The sequence below is a fragment of the Paenibacillus tritici genome (genome assembly GCF_013204885.1).
GTDB classification, from domain to species: Bacteria; Bacillota; Bacilli; order Paenibacillales; family Paenibacillaceae; genus Paenibacillus_AQ; species Paenibacillus_AQ tritici.
Genome location: NZ_JABMKX010000007.1, coordinates 233,829 through 253,401 on the forward strand (window position 1 = coordinate 233,829; position 19,573 = coordinate 253,401).

21 protein-coding genes are annotated in these 19,573 nt (G+C 46.0%); 9 read left to right on the forward strand and 12 right to left on the reverse strand.

What is annotated here, in order from left to right; all coding sequences use genetic code 11:
• Positions 1 to 80: 80 nt before the first annotated feature.
• From HQN87_RS14500 to HQN87_RS14510, 3 genes are all read right to left on the reverse strand, one after another.
• A complete protein-coding gene (locus HQN87_RS14500; RefSeq protein WP_173134361.1) occupies positions 81 to 758 on the reverse strand; it encodes an ABC transporter ATP-binding protein in 678 nt (225 codons plus the stop codon).
• On the reverse strand, positions 758 to 1,879 hold the full coding sequence (locus HQN87_RS14505) for an ABC transporter permease (RefSeq protein WP_173134364.1): 1,122 nt from the start codon (positions 1,877 to 1,879) through the stop codon (positions 758 to 760). The genes HQN87_RS14500 and HQN87_RS14505 overlap by 1 nt, the downstream gene beginning before the upstream one ends.
• Before the next feature lie 129 nt (positions 1,880 to 2,008).
• Positions 2,009 to 2,575 (reverse strand): TetR/AcrR family transcriptional regulator, encoded by a 567-nt coding sequence (locus HQN87_RS14510; protein WP_173134367.1) that lies wholly within the window; start codon positions 2,573 to 2,575, stop codon positions 2,009 to 2,011.
• A 306-nt stretch (positions 2,576 to 2,881) separates the two neighbouring features.
• On the opposite strand from HQN87_RS14510, the gene HQN87_RS14515 reads away from it, so the two are divergent.
• The gene (locus HQN87_RS14515; protein WP_216857301.1) at positions 2,882 to 4,543 is read left to right on the forward strand and encodes an ABC1 kinase family protein; all 1,662 of its coding nucleotides are present in this window, start codon (positions 2,882 to 2,884) and stop codon (positions 4,541 to 4,543) included.
• A gap of 230 nt (positions 4,544 to 4,773) precedes the next feature.
• Here the strand turns inward: HQN87_RS14515 and HQN87_RS14520 are convergent, their stop codons facing one another.
• The 3 genes from HQN87_RS14520 to HQN87_RS14530 all read right to left on the reverse strand — a co-directional run bounded on the left by HQN87_RS14520 (position 4,774) and on the right by HQN87_RS14530 (position 6,675).
• Positions 4,774 to 5,535, reverse strand: a complete 762-nt coding sequence (locus HQN87_RS14520; protein ID WP_173134373.1) for a DUF3600 domain-containing protein — start codon at positions 5,533 to 5,535, stop codon at positions 4,774 to 4,776.
• Entirely contained in the window at positions 5,522 to 6,109 is a 588-nt protein-coding gene (locus tag HQN87_RS14525; protein ID WP_173134377.1) for a sigma-70 family RNA polymerase sigma factor, read from the reverse strand. The genes HQN87_RS14520 and HQN87_RS14525 overlap by 14 nt, the downstream gene beginning before the upstream one ends.
• Positions 6,110 to 6,327: 218 nt before the next feature.
• On the reverse strand, positions 6,328 to 6,675 hold the full coding sequence (locus tag HQN87_RS14530) for a winged helix-turn-helix transcriptional regulator (RefSeq protein ID WP_173134379.1): 348 nt from the start codon (positions 6,673 to 6,675) through the stop codon (positions 6,328 to 6,330).
• Between the two features lie 106 nt (positions 6,676 to 6,781).
• Here HQN87_RS14530 and HQN87_RS14535 point away from each other — a divergent pair, with 106 nt between their 5' ends.
• Both HQN87_RS14535 and HQN87_RS14540 read left to right on the forward strand, forming a co-directional pair.
• Complete coding sequence (locus tag HQN87_RS14535) at positions 6,782 to 7,171, forward strand: RidA family protein (RefSeq protein ID WP_173134382.1); 390 nt, start codon at positions 6,782 to 6,784, stop codon at positions 7,169 to 7,171.
• A 110-nt stretch (positions 7,172 to 7,281) separates the two neighbouring features.
• Positions 7,282 to 7,665, forward strand: a complete 384-nt coding sequence (locus HQN87_RS14540) for a DUF3888 domain-containing protein (protein ID WP_173134385.1) — start codon at positions 7,282 to 7,284, stop codon at positions 7,663 to 7,665.
• A gap of 159 nt (positions 7,666 to 7,824) precedes the next feature.
• Here the strand turns inward: HQN87_RS14540 and HQN87_RS14545 are convergent, their stop codons facing one another.
• Entirely contained in the window at positions 7,825 to 8,310 is a 486-nt protein-coding gene (locus HQN87_RS14545) for an EVE domain-containing protein (RefSeq protein ID WP_173134388.1), read from the reverse strand.
• 216 nt (positions 8,311 to 8,526) lie between these two features.
• On the opposite strand from HQN87_RS14545, the gene HQN87_RS14550 reads away from it, so the two are divergent.
• Both HQN87_RS14550 and HQN87_RS14555 read left to right on the forward strand, forming a co-directional pair.
• Entirely contained in the window at positions 8,527 to 9,387 is an 861-nt protein-coding gene (locus tag HQN87_RS14550; protein WP_173134391.1) for a helix-turn-helix domain-containing protein, read from the forward strand.
• 80 nt (positions 9,388 to 9,467) lie between these two features.
• Positions 9,468 to 9,854 (forward strand): VOC family protein, encoded by a 387-nt coding sequence (locus tag HQN87_RS14555; RefSeq protein WP_173134394.1) that lies wholly within the window; start codon positions 9,468 to 9,470, stop codon positions 9,852 to 9,854.
• Positions 9,855 to 9,944: 90 nt separating this feature from the next.
• Here HQN87_RS14555 and HQN87_RS14560 read toward each other — a convergent pair whose 3' ends face one another.
• On the reverse strand, positions 9,945 to 10,451 hold the full coding sequence (locus HQN87_RS14560) for an SRPBCC family protein (RefSeq protein WP_173134397.1): 507 nt from the start codon (positions 10,449 to 10,451) through the stop codon (positions 9,945 to 9,947).
• 218 nt (positions 10,452 to 10,669) lie between these two features.
• Between HQN87_RS14560 and HQN87_RS14565 the strand changes: the two genes are divergently transcribed.
• The gene (locus HQN87_RS14565; protein WP_173134399.1) at positions 10,670 to 11,119 is read left to right on the forward strand and encodes a hypothetical protein; all 450 of its coding nucleotides are present in this window, start codon (positions 10,670 to 10,672) and stop codon (positions 11,117 to 11,119) included.
• Between the two features lie 110 nt (positions 11,120 to 11,229).
• Here the strand turns inward: HQN87_RS14565 and HQN87_RS14570 are convergent, their stop codons facing one another.
• A complete protein-coding gene (locus HQN87_RS14570; RefSeq protein ID WP_173134402.1) occupies positions 11,230 to 12,588 on the reverse strand; it encodes an ABC transporter substrate-binding protein in 1,359 nt (452 codons plus the stop codon).
• A gap of 48 nt (positions 12,589 to 12,636) precedes the next feature.
• Positions 12,637 to 13,908, reverse strand: coding sequence for an extracellular solute-binding protein (locus HQN87_RS14575; protein ID WP_173134410.1), 1,272 nt, complete (start codon positions 13,906 to 13,908; stop codon positions 12,637 to 12,639).
• Positions 13,909 to 14,168: 260 nt separating this feature from the next.
• Here HQN87_RS14575 and HQN87_RS33000 point away from each other — a divergent pair, with 260 nt between their 5' ends.
• Positions 14,169 to 16,076, forward strand: a complete 1,908-nt coding sequence (locus tag HQN87_RS33000) for a sensor histidine kinase (protein ID WP_367272724.1) — start codon at positions 14,169 to 14,171, stop codon at positions 16,074 to 16,076.
• Between the two features lie 8 nt (positions 16,077 to 16,084).
• Here the strand turns inward: HQN87_RS33000 and HQN87_RS14585 are convergent, their stop codons facing one another.
• Positions 16,085 to 17,485 carry a discoidin domain-containing protein gene (locus HQN87_RS14585; protein WP_173134412.1) on the reverse strand — a complete coding sequence of 467 codons (1,401 nt, stop codon included), beginning with the start codon at positions 17,483 to 17,485 and terminating at the stop codon, positions 16,085 to 16,087.
• A gap of 202 nt (positions 17,486 to 17,687) precedes the next feature.
• On the opposite strand from HQN87_RS14585, the gene HQN87_RS14590 reads away from it, so the two are divergent.
• Positions 17,688 to 17,996, forward strand: coding sequence for an SDR family NAD(P)-dependent oxidoreductase (locus tag HQN87_RS14590; protein WP_173134414.1), 309 nt, complete (start codon positions 17,688 to 17,690; stop codon positions 17,994 to 17,996).
• A 95-nt stretch (positions 17,997 to 18,091) separates the two neighbouring features.
• On the opposite strand, the gene HQN87_RS14595 is transcribed toward HQN87_RS14590, so the two are convergent.
• On the reverse strand, positions 18,092 to 19,186 hold the full coding sequence (locus HQN87_RS14595) for an L-dopachrome tautomerase-related protein (protein WP_173134416.1): 1,095 nt from the start codon (positions 19,184 to 19,186) through the stop codon (positions 18,092 to 18,094).
• Between the two features lie 135 nt (positions 19,187 to 19,321).
• Between HQN87_RS14595 and HQN87_RS14600 the strand changes: the two genes are divergently transcribed.
• A complete protein-coding gene (locus HQN87_RS14600; RefSeq protein WP_173134418.1) occupies positions 19,322 to 19,564 on the forward strand; it encodes a spore gernimation protein GerQ in 243 nt (80 codons plus the stop codon).
• Positions 19,565 to 19,573: the final 9 nt, after the last annotated feature.

The window sequence follows — 19,573 nt, forward strand, 5'->3', positions numbered from 1 at the left end:
TCTATTTAATTCTGGACCGATTATATCATGGATTTTTTAGTTCAACAAGACTTTCTTGCAACCCTTTTCATGGAAGCTCACTACTGCTCAAACAACCTCCCGTCCTCCATCCGGTACACCTTATCGCAATATTCAAGCATGCGCTCATCATGTGTGACCATAATCGCCGCTTTGCGGCGTGTTCTCACCTCATGAGCAATCAGGGAGACCACTTCATGGGCACGCTTGGTGTCCAGGCTTGCGGTAGGTTCATCCGCCAGGATGATGCCGGGATTATTGATGAGCGCACGGGCAATCGCTGTCCGCTGCTTCTCACCGCCTGACAGCTCCTCCGGGAAGCTGTTCAGCTTCGAGCCCAGGCCCAGCTCTTCCAGCAGCTTAACGGCGAACGCTTTATCTTCTTTGCTCACCTTCCCTGACATCTTTTTTACGATGAGCAATTGGTCCAGCACACTTAGATAGGGAACCAGATTTGAAGATTGCATAATAAATCCGACTTCTTTCAGCCTTAGATCCGCCAGTTCCTGTGCTGTGAGCTTGGATATAGAATGTCCATTCAGCTTAGCCTCTCCTTCTGAAGCCTTCAGCAGTGCTCCAGCGATAGACAAGAAGGTGCTTTTACCAGAGCCTGACGGTCCAACTACAGCAACAAATTCCCCCGGCTCCACGGAAATAGACACATGAGCCAGTGCCGCGATCCGGTTGCTTCCTTCGGCATAATACTTGGTGACTTCACTCAATTGTAATCCCGTAGTCATTATTCAACCCTCCCTAGCGCCTTGAGCGGATCAATCCTGGTAATCTTTCGAACCGATACCAGCGAACTTAACATAGCGATAACCAGCAGAATAACAGAATATGTCACGACAAGAGTAGTCTCCAGCTTGAATGGCATACCCTTCGGCATTATGGCTGCTGTTCCATAAGTCAGTAAGACTCCGACTACAATGCTGGTCAGCGATAGTACAAACACTTGCGAGACAATGGCTTTGCTTAAGAATCTGTTACTGGCACCTATAGCTTTCATAATGCCGAACTGGTTCGTTTTCTGCATCGTCATTACGTAAAAGAATACCCCAAGCACGAAGGCGGCGATGGCGAGCAGGAATGCCAGCATCATCAGAATAGTACCGTTCTCTTCCTTATACCCTGGCATTCCTTGTACTGCTGCCGACCGCGTAACCGTGTCTATAGTGGCGAGCTTGCTGTTCACGACGCCCGGATCGATATCCTTGCCTTGTAGCATAATCGCATTAACTGGCCCGGAAATTCCTTTATCCGAACCCGGAGCCGCGAAGGCAATCTTCCGCCATTCGGCCATTGGAGTGAATACGGAGGCAACGTGATTATAGGTCTGATTCTCCACAAATCCTATAATCGTCAATGATTCCGTCGTGCCGTCTAATTGAAAAGTATCCCCGACGCCATAGCCCTCGTCCTTCATGGTCGAGTTCACTATCACACCCTTAGGATTCTCAGCAGATAGGCCTTGCCCTTCCACGACAGACGGTTCCAGGAAGCTTCCCGGGTTAATTCCTATAATCGCAATATCCAGCTTGTCTTCATTCTTGGTGCTGTTTGCCCTCATCGCTGTTGCCATGCTAGTTCCCATAGGTGCAGCGTCACTCACGTTAGGCAGCAGCTCCACCTCCGCCAATAATTGATCAGACAGCAGTGACTTGCTCATTGAAGACTGAGACCCTTCCTCGAAAATGACATAGTCTGCCTTCATCGTCTTAAAGGTTGACGCAGCCAGCGTAGATAGACCATTCCCTAAGCCTGATAAGATAAATACCAGCCAAGCCAGGAGCACGAAAATAATGATGATCATTAAAAATCTCATTTTACTGTGCATCAATTCTTTCATAGCTAAAAACATTCTTTTTCCACTCCTTATTTATATTATCGACACATGTGTCAATTTGAACCTGCCGCTACAACCGACATCCGACACATTAAATTAAACACCATATTTGACACTTGTGTCAAATTAGATTCAGGGCGGCAATCAGCTCTTGGCCCCTCCAATCCACATTTGAAACAGTAGCTTACCCCAAGCAGGAGTAGGGATATTCAGCATATTAGGCGTATCAATCAGGTTAAAGAACACACCAATAAGTACAGGAAGTGGGATATCCTGCCGCAGGTCTTTATTCTGCTGGGCGCGTTCAAATAAGCGGGATAATTGAATTTTAAGCGTCTGATGTCCTGCCTCAATATATTCGAGATCTCTCGCCGCTGCAGAAGAATTAGCGGTATTGATTTTACTGGCATTTCCCAAAAGCTGATGTAACGCAGACTCTTCTACGTATACGAGAAGCAGCTGTTCGAGGGCGTCCATGGGCTCAGCCTCATCAATGGCTAAAGCCTTGTCTAGTACCGCTGACATTACGCGCTTCATACAAGCCGCCACAATCTCTTCCTTATTCGCATAATACTGATAGATAGTGCTTCTGGCCCCTGACAGATGCTGCGAAAGCAGCTTGAGATGAAACCCGTCATATCCATGCTCAAGCACCAATTGTTTGGTTGTATCCAGCAGTTCTGTCTCTGTAAAAGACTGTTTTCTTCCCATTGCATCTCTTCCGTCCTGTCCTTGGTGATAGATAACATTAGTTTAGCATTGTTAGTGAACATTTCCCAATGGCCGCCGCGAATCACCGGTAGCCTCTATATGATGGGCGATAAGATCACAGAGATGCCACTCCCGGATATAGCCTTTAATTGTATATCTGTCTGGTATGAAATATCATACAATTAGGCACATGGATGATTAGAAGGAGAGATTTGGGATGCAGCATAATAACTCTGTGGTAGATGAACAAGTATGAGCGAATTCCTGAAATTGATGAAGGATGCCCGTTTCAGAAGAACCATGCAGATGATTTTTACATTCGTCTGGGATTTCTGGTGGCTGGGCAGGCTGAAGTATTTTATTCCAAGACGGCGCTTAACGGCGAAGACACAGGCCTTATACCGCAAACATGCAGCATATTTCACGCAGACGGCCATGGATATGGGTGGATTAATTATCAAGCTTGGGCAGCATGTGAGTGCGCAGGTGGATATGCTGCCGAAGGAAGTTATCAATGAATTGTCCAAGCTGCAGGATTCTGTAGAATTCGTAGATTTCTCTGAGATCCAGCAGAAGGTAGAGCGTGAACTCGGAGCATCTATAATTGAGAAGTTTGCTGAGTTCAGCGCGACACCTATTGCAGCAGCTTCCTTCGGACAGGTCCACCGGGCCACCTTGCAGACAGGTGAGCAAGTCGCCGTGAAGGTGATGCGGCCCGGGGTCGAGGACATTATCGCCATTGATTGGAAATCCATTCAGGTCGCTATTTCGTTATTGAAGCGCCAGAAGATGATTACAGACTTCATGGACCTTGATGCGGTGTATGATGAGTTTCATGACACCATTATGGAGGAACTCGATTATCAGCAAGAAGGACGTAATGCCGAAGAATTCAAGCAGCAGTTAGCCCACCGGAAGGATGTCGTGATTCCACACATTCATTGGTCTTGTACTACATCGCAGGTGCTGACCATGGAGTTTATGGAGGGGGTCAAAATCAATGATTTTGCCAAACTCGACGCTTGGGGTGTGAACCGGACCCAACTGGCAACGTCGCTGATCGAAATGTTCGTAGAACAGATTTTATTGAACGGACTTTTTCATGCTGACCCCCACCCTGGTAATGTGCTCGTGCAGCCTGACGGCACCATCGCCTTGATTGATTTTGGAATGGTCGGACGGATTCCCGGGGATATGAAGACGCAAATGGTAGCCCTTCTAATGGCCGTGTATTTAAAAGATGCCCACGGCGCAATTGATGCCCTTACCCGCTTGAGATTTTTAAGACGCAATGTAGATCTGGAGGTCTTCTCCAGGAATCTTACGTTATTATTCGAGCAAATCAACGGGGATACGTTCGATCTGAGTTTTGTGACGTCAGGCGACAATGTCGAAGAATTACGCAATTTCCTCTACTCCCAGCCTTTTCAATTACCTGCCAATACCACATTCCTGGGCAAAGCCATAGGCACCGTGTACGGACTCTGCACCGGACTGGACCCTGAGCTTGATCTGGTCGGGACGGTTAAGCCTTATGTGGAACAGGTGGTGCGGAGGGATCTGCGGGGAAGTGTCATCTCCAAAGTGGTAGAGGATGGCAAGAATATGCTCAAAGACATCCTTCCAACGACCAAGAAGTTCATCTCTGCAATAGATAAAATGGATAGCGGAGGCTTAAGGGTCAAGCTGGCGAGCTCCCTTGAGCAAAAATTAATCGAGACGCAGAATAAAAATACACAGCGGTTGATTGCCACCATCATTGGCGCAGTATTACTTCTGGCCGGGGTCAACCTGTGGAATGAAGTGAATCCTACCGTTTCTTATGTACTCGGCACTCTGGGGCTGCTCATTATGCTGAGCCAGCTTAGAGCAAGAGGAAGCCGCCGGGATGAAAGACAGACCAGGCAAATAAATGCTATGCGTGAACGCAGCAGGTTGGAGAAGCCGAAGTCTGGATCGAATAGATAACAATGCGCACTTTACTTATGCTATAGAACAACGCACAAGCCCATGGCTTGTGCGTCTCAAATATATCGAGACCCATGAGGAAATCGCTTTACTTGCCTATTCCCCTCTGTTGAACGGTGCGTACAGCCGCCAGAATCGCCCAGTTCCTGTGCAATACGCTGGCCTAGATGCTGAGTCAAGAATTGCACGCTTACTCAGGAGCAGATTAAAAGGTTAAATGAAGCAACCTATTAAGTCCTTTTTTTAACCATCAGGTCCAGCTTATTAGCATAAGGGGTGAGCGCCTCTAATAACTTCTGTTGATCTTGTATCTCTTCTGCCGACAGCCGATCCATATGAAGACTTCCGTCTGGATCAGTTACCTTGGCATCATAGCTTTTCAACTGATTTATTATGGGCTCAAGCTCCCTATACTCCTGTTTGGTAAGCCTCTGTTCAGCTTTTTCAAGCATGCTATCCCAGAAAGCACCACGATCTGTGCCAGATGCCTTTGCCTTGGGTTTATTCGTTTCGTTCATTTTCTTGAAATACGGTTCAAGCTCCACCAGTAATTTTTGGTATGCCTTCTGTTCTTCTGCATCAAGCTGTTCGATGTGAAAAGCTCCCTTGGAATCTGCCGCCAGCAGATTGTACTCGCCTAACTTCTTCAATAAGGACATAACCGTGGCAGCTTCTTCCTTGCTAAAATTATGCTTCAACCTCTGCAGCTTGGCCTCAAACTCCTCATACTTCTGCGGGGTTAGGCCAATTGTTGCTGCTGCTTCTTTCGAACCATACATATTATCCGCCAGATATTGATATCCGGCAAACGCTCCAGTAGGAATTAATAAAGTAGCTGCCAAAACGCCTGCTACGATCCACTTCTTTTTCATTCGTCCTCCCCCTTGTCCGGTTACGGTCTGATTTAGTATTCTCTCCTTCAGTTCCGGTGGGGCATTTAAATTTCTGGCCTCTTCCTGCAGAACTGTTCGCAGCTTTTCATTGAAATTCATGCAGATCCTCCACCTTTCCCTTAAAAAGAGTCTGATTCTCTGGCTTCTGACGAAGCTTGCGCAGTGCAGCATGAATACGGGATTTCACGGTACCCAGAGGAATCTCAAGGATCGCGGCACTTTCTTCCTGCGATAATTCATTTAAATAATGCAGAATAATCACCTGCTTCAGCTTATATGGAAGACTTTCTACGCTTGTAAGCAAGGAATGGTTAGAGATCTTGTCCACAACCTTATTTGTGAATTCAGGCTCCACCACCGGATTGACCTGCTCTGCCTTTTTGAGAACTCGGAGATGCGTCCATCTCTTTCTCCGGTAGGCATGAATTTGTCGCACTGCTATTCCCATAAGCCAGGGTCTAAAGGGGCGACTGATGTCAAAATGTTCAAGAGATCTGCGCATTTGAATATAAATCTCCTGAACGATATCATCCACCTCAGATGTTTCGCGAACGAGGAAATGAACGGTTTGATATACATCCCTAATCGTAGCTTCATATAGCTCACTAAATGCTTCACGACTGCCGGCTAGCGTAAGCGTAATGAGCTGAGAATATTCTTTTGGATGCTCCATTCATCACCCCTCCCTTCGGTCTTACACTATATATTGGGGAATAACGAATATTTCGTTCGATTTTTCTTCAGATTAATACGGAGGCAGATTCTGTTAAAGCTGTGGTAGGCTCGTTGTGACTGAGGTGCAGGCAGCATTATATAAAATCAGCCCCTTCTGCCGAAATGGCGGAAGGAGCCAATTGTTGGTACTTACTTCATATTCAGAACACAGCGGAATTACAGTTCCTTACCCTGATTCTTAACTCCCCAGTCGCACAGCTGTTCCAGTACAGGCAACAGCGTCTCCGCCTTATCCGTAAGACTGTATTCCACTTTTGGCGGCACCTGCGGGTACTCCCTCCGCTCAACCATCCCAGCTGCTTCCAGTTCCTTGAGCTGGGAGCTTAAGGTCTTGTACGTAATTGCCCCAAGCTGTCTTTTCATTTCATTGAAGCGAACCGGCTGCTTCTCAGCCAAGAGGTACAGGATCACCATTTTCCACTTCCCGCCGATTACTGACATCGTATATCCAAAAGGTGTATCCTGAATCTTCGTATCTTTGCCGTTTAAATCGGATATACCCATGTTTTACACTATCCTTTCAGATAGTACCTATCTTTGAAGTGCGTACTATCTCTTTCTTTGTGCCAAGTTTATACTAGCCTTACTTTGAAGTAAAGGAGACCATCACATGTCCACAATTAAGACCTATCATCACGATCTCTGGGATCATGGCATCTCGCAAGGATACAGCGTAAACGGCACCCTCTACATCTCCGGCCAATTCTCTCACAATGCAGCAGGTGAATTTGTCGGAGCTGGCGATATCGGGATTCAGACCCGTCAGACATTGGATAATCTGGACCGTGTACTAGCCGAATTCGGTGTCACCAAAGCCAACCTGGCTTATGTCGAGGTATACCTAACCCATGCACAAGAGCATGGAGGAACAGTTATCGAGTTATTCAAGGAATACCTGGGAGATCATCACCGCCCCGCTGGCAGCCTGATCGGCGTCAACTTCTTGGCCTTCCCTGAGCAATGGATTGAGATTAGCGCAGTAGCTCATGTAGAGAGATGAGTATACTGTGAGACGTAGTTCAAGTAATTTTTCAGAAAGGAAATTCTGAGGAACGGCGAATACCCCTAAGACAACGAGAGTACAATAACTCAGTCAAAGGAGGTATAACGATGCTAAAAAGATGGCAAACTGTTCTCCTTGTTCTCTTTCTCTCTGCATTCACGCCATCCGAAGTGCTTGCAATAGAAACAACAAACACCACTCAGGAAAATGTTCAATTACCTTGTGACGTTGTAAAGGACGCATTCGTCTCTTCCTTATTCAAACCAATCAGCACCGTCCTTGCCAAATATAATGACGAAGGACAGTTCATGGTCGATATGGTTGAGGTCAAAAAATTAAAACAGGGCCAGTATTATTGGGAAGCCACTATAAAAGTCACTACCTTTGAGGGAGCACATAACCCGCCCTATCACTACTACACTGTCACCCTCACTAACTTGTTCTCAGAACAACCAAAGGTTCTAAAAGCTCAGCAAACCCTCAAGCCCTAGTGATCGACCAGCCGTTCCAGACATTGAGTGGCACCGATACCATGTCAAAGCTTTTTGAAGTAAACACGCCGAACGTACATTGAACAAGCCCCTTCCGCCAACATGACAGAGGGGGCTTGTGTATCAATTTATAGATCTTCTGCACCGGTAGGCAGGTTTTCACCCTCGCAATAACGGGATGGCCACATGCATCGCTTCCGCGATAATCAAGAAATCTTCACGGCTTATCCCGAAGTGGCCGGTACGGAAGGGGTAGCCCCAATTCCGCTGGCCGCGTGTGAAGGACAATCGATCAAGTAAGCCCTTGATTCTCGCCTCCTGGCAGGGAACATATTCAATATTCCGGCGGTAAGGTACGAACGTCGCAGACATCGCATATTCGTATACACGGTCGTCCATAACCCGGCCAATGGCGGTGAACGCTTGCAACGGCTCGCCTTCTCCTATCTCCATGCGGGGAGAATAATACACAAGCCAATCCCCCGGCTGCATCCTGCGCAGCGGCGCCGCCTTACCGTGACACATCTGGGCAAAGCCGCCACCAACGCCCCTCTGCACATGGTTCGCCGAGACGACCCCTATCCAATACGAAGGACCTCCATTTTCCGTCTCCTCGAATGTACGCAGCGTTTCATTCGTATCCATTGCCGAAGCAACTCCTTTTATTTAAGCTGAATCCAGCATACTAAAACGCTACTGACAGCGGTTTGTCAGTAGCGTTTTAGTATTTATTGACTTAAACAACTTTCCCCCTAAGAAACCTCTCACAGTTGGAGTGTGAAAAAAACTTACACTTAAGGTATGCTAGTTTTGTAGAAGCATCACTTACATCTATGCTGCGGAAGGGGATGAACTCAACAGATGGGAAACTCTAAGCTCCCTTTGTTTCAGAAAAACTTCGTTCTACAGGCGCGGAGTACTACTCATCACTGGGAAGGTACCGGACCGCTTTCCATAAAGACATTTCGTAATGGTCGAGCCTATTACAGAACCAAATTTGGTCATTATGCTGTCGAGAAAGAAGGCTACCTCCTTCTAAATGAAGGGGAACAATATGCTATAGCCATTGAATCCGAAACAGAAGTCGACTCTTTTTGCGTATTTTTCAAGGCTGGCTTTGCTGAAGAATTTCATAGCGCTATTCATTTAGGGGCAGAGAAGTCCTTAGACGATCCATTCTCAGACTCCAGACACCCGTTGCAATTTCATACAAAGTCATACCGCCATAGTCATCTGATGACTCCACTGATTGAAAACTTTAAGAATTCCTTACCCGTACTCGGTAGCGAGAAGCTCTGGGTCGATGAGCAATATCAACATCTAATGCAAGCATTGATTACCGTCCATCAGAAAATTTCTCAAGAAATTAATACACTGCCCGGTAGGCGGCCAGCCACTAGGGAAGAACTGTTTCGGCGGTTGACCCTGGCCTATGAGTACTTACATGCTTATTACAACCAAAACGTGTCCCTTGATGAAGTTTCAAGAGTCGCTTGTCTTTCTAAAAATCATCTGATCCGCAACTTTCGGCAATTTTTCAACAGGACACCTCACCAGTTCATCATCGAAAAAAGGATACTTGAAGCACAGCGTCTCCTTTCTCAAACGGAAAGCAGCGTAACAGAGATTAGTTTAAGTGTTGGCTTCGAGAATCCCTCTTCCTTCAATAAGGTCTTTAAACAACGAACGGGATTCTCGCCCCAGGTGTTTAGAAAAAAGTGATTTTGGAAAAGCAATGCTTAACCCACACATGTTACATTTACTGCGTGAAATATACGATTTAATAAGGGAGCGATATGTAAATGAATTCAGAATTTCAGATTAAAAGTATTGGACAAATATCCATTCGTGTACATGATATGGAAGCTGCCACTCGATTCTATCAAGATACTTTAGGCCTGAAATTGTTATTTCAGATCCCGAACATGACCTTTTTCGAATGTAATGGTATTCAACTGGTCTTGGGTATTGCTGAAGACCCCCAGTTCGATCATCCCAGTTCTGTGTTCTATTTCACCGTTGACAATATTAACTCTGCGTACGAAACATTAGTCAGCCGGAATGTACACTTTTTGGATCAACCGCATAAAGTCGCTGAGATGGGCCAAACCGCCACTTGGATGACGTTCTTTCATGACCCCGACCACAATGTACATGCTCTAATGAGCGAAGAATCTCTGTCCCTATAATGATTATTCATTCTACCAAAGAAGCTCACCCGGAATTCGGGTGAGCTTCTTTGGTCTAACTTAAGATACCGTTCACAGTGCGACTCTTGGTCAGGAATGGGCTGCCAAATATTCTTCGAGCTGATCGAAGGTTCCTCCGAATCCCTCCTGCATGGAATCGAACATGCCTTCAAAAAATCTTCTCTCTTCCTCAGTTGCGTTGACCGGTCCGCCGCACAAGGTCATTGTTGTAATGCCGTCATTCTCACTAAACGTGACCGTATTGCGTATTTCTAGCGGGATCAAATCACTAAACGGAGCCCGGACAATATTGCCTAATTCATCTGAAAAGCTATTGACCCAGACAATCTTTTCGAATGCCTGGATATCCTGATATACAAATTTACCCCACATTTGCACACCATCAGGAGATTGCATGTTGTAATGGAACAACCCGCCCGGACGGAAATCTAATTGGGCGACATGTATTTCAAAACCCTTGGGCCCCCACCACCGCTTCAGATGCTCGGCCTCAGACCAAACTTTGAATACAAGCTCACGCGGATAATTGAATACACGTGTAATGACTAACTCCTTGCCTTCCGATTGCTCTGTCATTTCGATCCCTCCATTTCTCATGTGTACCACTGAATAGAGTATAGACCGATTGGAATATTCCCGTCAAGGAATATTGCATAGTATCAACAAAGTGTTTTATTCTATTTTATATGTTAATATATTTTAAATAATAGAAAATAATGCAAAATGATAGACAAATTCAGAAAAGCCTCTGGGGGATGAAAATGAAAGTTATAAATGTTTTTGTGGTTATTGTAGTGATCGTTGCCATTTTGGTCCCGGCATATCTATGGAACGAAGCAAAAAATAATGTCACACACAAAAAACAATATGAGCAAAATTGGCAGTTGAAATTGCCTTCTACACTCAAGGAACTTGATCAATATACAAACCAAGGCGGATTTCGCGGTGAAGGGGTACGCTATACTATTTATAAATCTAAAGAAAAACAATTTCCCTCAACATTAGAGTCAACCGGCGGAAGAAAGATTATTACAAAATATTTCGGGGACACTCTTCATGATCATGAAAGAGATATCAAAAAATTTATTGAGAACATATTGCTGCGCCTAGATGTTCCTGAAGATAAGATGCCGGATTTTAACGGAGTTTACTTGTGGCAAGAGTTCAATTATGAATCTGATAGATTAGTCGTCCTATATTTCCCCAATAAGAAATTGTGTTATTTTGTAGAAGCATTAACTTGATCCCTGAACCCCTATCGAATATGGCCCGGATCGCAAACACATCCGGGCCATACCTCCTTCATATCTCTCTCTTTTTATATCTCCATGATTCCTAAGCTCTATCTCTTTGTCTATTGAGCCTTTGCTACTTTATCTGCAACAGCCTGAGTGCTGGATTGAATTGCAGCAGCAGCTTTATCTAATGTTGTTTTCCCGTTTACTACCTGTGTCAGTTCTTCAGATAGAATGGACCGAAAATCCAGTTCCAAATCTGCTGACTTGTTCATAAGAGCGTAGCTTGTAATCGTTGAATTGAAGTTAGGTTGTAATGTGTAGAACGCGTCCAGCTTGTAACCAGAGTACTCTTTAATCATGCGGGACAGAGGAGCACCTATACTATTGTTAGAAGTATTGGGTTTATAGTATACGTTAGCGTACTCATCCCCATTGAAATATTTGATAAAGTCCCAAGCGGCATCCCTATTCGATGCACCTGCCGGAATCGCCAGAATCTCAGAACCAAAAACATATCCTGTTGACTTCCGGTCCTTAGAATCAGCAGGGCCGGCAACCATACCCAGCGTAAACGGTTTATAATTCTTTACATTGTTTTTTGCTTTTTGCAAGGACTGCAGCTGACTGATAGAGGCTACTATCATAGCGGACCGTCCCATAATGAACGGGCTGCTCTCCAGGTAGCTTTTGCCCGACAAGGTGATTCTTTCGTCAAGTACCCCAGACTCCGTGGCCTCGACGGACAGACGATAGGCATTTTTCCACGCAGCTGTATTCGCAGTAGCCTTAAGGGTATCTGGATCAATATACGTTAACCCTTCTGTTCTGGCGATATCCATGACCAGATTGCTAGATCCGGAGGCGCTTAGGCCCCAGATTCGGGTGCTCTTATCTCCCTTAGCAGGGAATTTCTTAGCAAGCTTCAATATCTCTTCCCATGTCATTGCATCACTTGGTATTTCAACATTGTGCTTTTTAAATAAGTCCGCATTATATAGAAGAGCATACGACTCCGTTTTTGGGCTTAACCCGTACAGTTTGCCGCCGCCTTGTTCCTTCAATTCATCGAGCAGGCCAGGGTATACTGTTGTCATGTCATACTGATCCCGCTTAATTAGCGGTTCCAACGCTGTCAGCTTGTTATCTTTAGACAGTTGCTGGTAATGGTATGGGGGCAGCATCACAAGATCCGGGGAATACTTTTGGATCGCCGAATTGTAATCTGTAATCGAACCTGTACCTGTAGGGGCAAAGACTTCGATGTTTGTATCCGGGTAGCTCTTACTGAACTGGTCTCCATACCTCCTATTGAAATCGTCAGCGTTCCAGTACAATACTTTTAAAGTGTCTTTCGTGCCCGTCTGGTTGACGGATTGTGCGGAAGCTTGTTTACCTGTGCCAAGACCTGCTGAAGTTCCGATAACCATCACACTCAGACTCGTAAGCATAACCTTCTGTAATAAATTACGTTTCATAAATAAAACCTCCATTCATCTCTTGTTCAAGCGTTCTATACTCGTGAGTTATTTCTTCGTTTGTTGCTTCTTCACAGCATCATCAAGGCTTTTTTGAACTTGGGTTTGAACGGAAGCCAGCGCTTTATCCAGTGTTTTTTTGTTGCTGATTACCTGTTTAAGCTCATTATGCACAATAACTGAATATTGCAAATTGTTAAATGGAATTCCCATTGGATGGATATTTGGTGGGGTTTCCAGGTTTGGTTTTAATTTATAGAAGGCCTCCGTACTATATCCTTTGTATTCTTTACTATAATCCATACGGGATAAGGAATAACCTACAGGTTCCCCCGCTTTGAATTTAGCAAATTCCACCCCGTTATAATATTTGATGAAATCCCAAGCAAGGTCTTGATTCGGTGAACCCGTTGGAATCGCCATGATTGAATCAAGATGGATATTTCGTGTCATGTTCCGGTTCTTAGGATCGGCAGGACCTGCAGCCATTTTAACGGTAAACGGTTTGTACTTCGCAACAGCAGACTTATCTGCAGCTATATCCCTTAGAGTATTCATACTATTCAGATTTACGGTCATAGCGGCTCGTCCCATAAGGAAAGGATCCGCATCATATCCGCTTTTATTTGATCCCTCTATGGTATTGGATTTTATGGCCGTAACAGCCATGTTGTATACCTTTTTCCAGGCGGCTGTATTTATAGTTACTTTTAGTGTATCGGGATTATACCGGCTTACCCCTTCAGCAGTTGCTATGTCATTGATTAGATAAGTGTAATTATCAAGCGGATAGTGAAGTCCCCAGATCCGAGTATCCTTATTTCCCGTGGCCGGGAATTTGGCAGCTAACTTCAGCACTTCCTCCCAGGTCATTCCATCCTTCGGCATAGGAACCTTATATTTTTGGAATAAGTCGGCATTGTAAAAAATGGCTTCTGTGTTAAAGCGCGGACTTAGCCCGTAGAGCTTCCCCTTCACCTTCAGTGCCTCCAACAAATCAGGATACAGGGTTGCCGTGTCATAATTGTCGCGCTTAATGAGCTGCCCTAGCTCTGCTAACTGATTCTCCTTGGATAACTGCGTATACTGAAGGGTGTTCAACATGACAACGTCAGGGGATTGCTTGGCGATAAATGCCTTTAAATCGGATTTGCCATCCCATATAACGGCCTGAATTTGTGTACCTGGAAATTGCTCTTTGAACAAATTCTCATTGTAATAGTATCTATCATTGTACAGCACCTTTAAAGTCTGGTTCGTGTTCACCTGGGGGCTTGAATTAGCAGAAGCTTTGGGGGCTTGGCTAAAGCCTGCTGACATGATCAATAGCATAGAACTTAGACTAACGGTTAGTGCCTTCTTTAATAGATTCATTCTCAAAATGATAACCTCCGCGTATTTGTTGTTGTTCTCTGTGCTGAACTAAGCATAGAAGAGAAAGCTTACCAACTAGCTGCCTAAATTCTTATCATTTCCTTAAATACTGCTGGCGTTATCCATTGCATTAGCAATATGGCTTATAATTACTGAATGGACAAGCGATCTAAAATCAAGGGGTGAGTAGAATCAGGCTACAGTGGGTGTATACAATTCGTTGGAGATTCATGCTGATTATGGTTGCAAGCCTGGCCTTAACAGGCGCAGCTATTTTTTTCGGGTATTTCATGGCGGGGGAGCTGCAAAAAATCAAATACGTAGCTGTCCCGATCAATTGGAGCATTGAACATGCCGGATCGGCTCGCGTGATGATCATAACCGGCATCCTCCTCTTTCCTATTACTTTCTTCCTGGCCAGTCTTCGTCTGGTTAAGGATTTGAGAGAAATCAACGCAGGATTGCAGGAAATAATGGCCGGCAGGTTCGGGCATGTGGTGACGGTACAGGGCAAGGATGAGTTAAGCGCTGTAGCAGAGAGTGTGAATCAGCTCAGCAGCGAATGGGATCATTATCTGGCGGAGATTACCCGGGGGTTAGAGGAGATTGCAGGGGGGCAGTTCGGCTATCAAATCACGGAAATTGCCGGTAACAAGTTGGGGGAGGTCGCAGGCAGCATTAACCGGATGAGTATGCAGTTAAAGCATTCGATAGCGGAGGAGCGCAAGGCCGAGAAGACCAAAAACGACTTAATTACCGGCGTATCACATGACCTGCGTACTCCACTGACCTCGATTCTCGGCTTTCTCGAAGTGATTGAGGAGGACCGGTATCTGGATGAAGTGGAGCTGCGTTATTACGTCAACATCGCATATGAGAAATCCTTGTCGCTTCGGCGGCTGATCGACGAGCTGTTCGAATATACACGAATCAATAACGGCATGCCTCTGGAACTGAACGAGCTTGATATCGCCGGGTTGATCTGTCAGCTGGAAGAGGAATTCGTGCCGATTACGGAGAATGCAGGCATGGAAATCAGGGTGAGCATGCAGGAAGGAGAATTCAAGATCCAGGCAGACGGGGGACTGCTCGTACGGGCGTACGAGAATATAATCGCCAATGCCATTCAGTACGGGAAGGCAGGCAAATATATTGATATTGATATTGCCAGGGATGGAGATATGCTCGTCGTGCGGATCACAAATTATGGAGACCCCATTCCGGAACGGGATTTGCCCTTTATTTTCGACCGCTTTTACCGGGTGGAGAGCTCCAGGTCGAAGCAGACCGGGGGTACAGGTCTCGGACTGGCCATCGCGAAAAGCATTATTGATGTGCACGGAGGGAATATCACTGCATACAGCAGTAAGAAGGCAACTATATTTGAGACGCGGTTCTCGGGTTCCGTCATCCATCAGGCGCATGAGGCTGTTCCCGATGTCGTTAATACTGAAAGTAAACCGTTGCCGGCTGCGCTCCCCAAGCGTGACCTGACGCACAAACAAAAATCACCTTCCCGGCAGCGGGGCTTATTCCAATCCAGACTGGCTGCGGTATCAATGATCGTACTGCTTATCTGTGCAGTGGCACTAATCAGCGTTAAAAATCCAGTCACTTCCCTAGTTATGGAAAGGGTGAATTCACTTCTCTTTGAATATGACGAGCAGGCGCTAACGCAAACAAGCGGAAATGACACGATGACTTCGATAGGCGGTAAAACGGACAAAGGTTATACCCTGCTCATTCATCAGTATATGTTCAACGGCCAGAAGCTAATTATCCAATACTCCATGAAGAATTTTAACGACATCCCGCAGGCACAAAGGGCGAAACAATCGGTCAAGCCGGCTTTTGAATTGGACCCTGCAATGCTTCAGGCCGTTCCCGGCATCACTAGGGATTCAGGTGTAATGTTGAACAACAACGGCACCCTCAACTTTTCCTTCAATGGGTCCCCGCCTCCGGACAAGTTCATGTTGAAAGTCAACGTAAAAGAGTTAACCCTCTCCGATGACACTAATCAGCAGCATACACTCGCCGGAAACTGGAGCTTTGAAATTCCTGTGGTGATCAATTACAAACGAAAAGCCAATGGTCAAAGCGAACCGCTGTAAATTCAGACTTAGGTTGTATACCCTGGTCCGTATACCTCAAACTCATAGATTCTTGCCGCAGCATTCGTGGTTTGTGTAGGTGCCGTTACGTTAAGCTTAATATATCGGGCCGATACTGCTGTTATATTGTCTACCGTAATACCGAGCGAATTGTTGGTTACGTTGACCACCGTGTTCCAGTTCGTACCGTCGGTGCTGACCTGGATATTGTAAGCCTTCGTGTTATAGGAGGGAGTCTCTCCGCCCTCCGATGCATGCTTGATCACAAATTGATCCACTTGCTGCACGGAGCCGAGATCAAGCTGCAGCCAGCGGTTGCCGGACTTGGAGCACCATTTGTTATCATTGATGACGCTGCCTTCCACGGCTTTGTCTGCAGTCTGCGAAGCGTTGCACGTGCTATCCACCGTCGCGGGTTTATGGAATGCCACATTTGGAGGTCCGTATACCTCAAACTCATAGATTCTCGCCGCAGGGTTTGCGGTTTGCGTGGGCGTAGTAACATTTAACTTGATATATCTTGCTGATACTACTGTGATATTGTCCACCGTAGTGCCTTTCGTATTGTTGGTTACGTTAACCACCGTGTTCCAATTGGCACCATCATTACTGACCTGGATATTATACGCTTTCGTGTTATATGAAGTTGTCTCTCCGCCTTCTGCTGCGTGCTTGATGATGAATTGGTTCACTTGCCTCACGGAGCCAAGATCAATCTGCAGCCAGCGGTTGCCGGACTTGGAGCACCATTTGCTATCATTCACGACGCTGCCTTCTACAGCTTTGGCCGCAGTCTGCGAAGCGTTGCACGTGCTGTCCACCGTCGCGGGTCTATTCAATGCTAAATTTGGAGAGCTCACTATTATCGTGTACGTAACCTTATTCGCTCCAGATTTCGAGGTTACGATGACCTTCATGCCCGTCTCCAGTGTCGTCGCTTTCGTTATTCCGTCTGCATTGTAAATCTCGAACGTTGCATTCGCCGCTGGCGTGATCGCAGCCTTCAACGCAGCTAGATTAATACCATTTTCGACAGTAATCGTCTCATTCGCAGTCCCGCCGGCACTCACTATGCCGATCGAAGAGGTCAATGTAGCCGCGCACAGCACGTTTGCTCCCTGGCCCACCCATTTGGCATACAGCGTCAGGTCTCTAGTAATTAGATCTGACCCCATATAGGCTTGCGTCAGCGCGCTATCGTAGTACCAGCCTTCGAAGCTGTAGCACTCCTTCACCGGAGTATGCTGAAACACCACTTTACCTCCGGATGCCGGCACAAGTTGTGGGCTAACCGCTGAGCCTCCGTTCGTCTCATAGGTCACGACTAGTTGTTTGGGGTTCCCCCCTTCATCGCCTCCGGCAATTGCAGGAGCTCCCAATGCCATTACCGACACGATGATAGCTATCACCACCAAATACCCTCTTATCTTCGCCGTAATCCTGTTCTTCCCCTGCCTAATCCCTGACCCTTCCATGTTCGTGCCCCTTTCTCCTGCCCCAAATGATTACGGACTTTCGCACCACTCATTAGGGTATTCACACCAACGCGGAAGAATGCTTATTAATCGTGGAGGTTGTATGATCATATATTGACTTGATATATATCGAACAATGTCTTTGTATCATTCGTCCAAGTTTGCAGTAGAGGGTTTTTCTGAGTCCGTCTCTTATGAATTAGCATCACAAAATATCAAAGTAAAGTTGATTGAACCCGGTGCTATTCATACGGACTTCGGTGGAAGATCCATGGAATTCTTTTATAATGATGATTTAACAGACTACAAGCTATTTACTGCTGCATTTCGGGCTAAATTGGGTGATATGGAAAAACAACCGGCCTACGCCTCGCCTCCAGAAATGGTTGCCGAAACCATATACCAAGCGGCCACAGACGGTACAAGTCAATTTAATCCAAAATAAAGAGCTGCCCCAAATAGCCATTTCATGGCTTCTGGGACAGCTCCTTTTGTTCTCAACAACCTCATTTACCTTGTGCAGCTCACCTCATAGTTTCACTAATAGGTAGGAGCTGGTAGCTCGGCTATATTCATACGCAGTAAACTATAAGGCTTCTGGCGCAGATCATTGCCGTAATGAAATCTGGGCTGCCGGTTTAATTGGTTCACGATGAAATATAAGCATTGATCTGGACCAATAGAAAACGTATCCGGCCATAAAATTCTTGGGTCATGTGCGATCGTTTCTATGATTCCGTTCGGCAATATCTTGCGGATACTATTGTTTTCATAGTCTCCCGCGTATACATTCCCTTTGGCATCGGTGATCATTCCATCTGATGCCCCTTTTTCACCCCAATACTGCACATCAGCCTGTACATTCATATCCGGTATCGTCCGGTCTCTTAGGGCTTCCGTTGAAATCGAGTACAGATCACGACTGGAGAGAGGGCAGTAATACAACATCTTGCCATCCGGGGAAATCGCTATACCATCGGATGCCAATTGGAAGGGTGAGGTAGACCCATCCGGGTTGCGGTTGATCAGGATTGTACCTTCAACTTTCGGTAAGAAATAGGGGTCGGGCGAAGTGGACATTGCCCCATTTAACCTTCTCCAGGCATGACCGGTTTCTAAATCAACGACAATAATGGCTCCGGGTCCCCGGGAAGACGAATCTGTGATATACGCATAACCTGCTCGACCCACACGGAAATCAAAGCGGACATCATTCAGATAAGTCGTGGGCAGTACAACCTCTTCTGTAAATGTAATTACGCTTCTTATGGAATTTGTGTTTAAATCTACAGCGACTAACTTCGCTCCTCCGATGATGGGTTCTGAGAAATTAGGAGCTCCCGTATCCAATACCCACAGCGTTCCCCTTCCATCCGCAACAACACTCTGGACACTAATGAAGGACGTCGTGATATTCGCTTGGCTTACCGCATTAGCCTCTGCACTGGGATAAGGCTGTAATGTATCCTTAACGATCTCAGCCACTGTACATTGAACGTCATCCCCCCATTTTGGAAAGCAAATGAAAATACGCCCGGTTTCAGAAACGGTAACACCTGTAGGCATGGCCCCGTAAAACAAAAAAACCGCTTCAAACTTACCGAAAAAACGTTCACTCGGCAGCTTTACTTGCATGATATCCTCCTCAAAGGTTCGAGCTTCTATCACCCATATATATGCCGGAAGATGCTGTTCCAGTCTAGAATAAAAAACCAATACACAGGAAAATCTAACTCCGATGAAAGAAAGGAAGGAAGGGATAATGACTCGATGAATATGCCAACGCTAGCGCCACATGAATCGATGGAGCTGCATGAAGCGTTAAACTTCAAAACGCTCTGCCTCGCTAAGTCAAAGCTTATGCAAGGCCTGGTCTTTGACCAAGAGCTGAAAGCGCTCATGCAAAAGGACGTCTTATCATCCACGCAACAGATCGCCGAGCTTCAGGCCATCTACGCAAGAGCTCCATTCCAGGCACCTGTACCGAATAACCCAACACCTATCACTCATTAAAGGGGAACG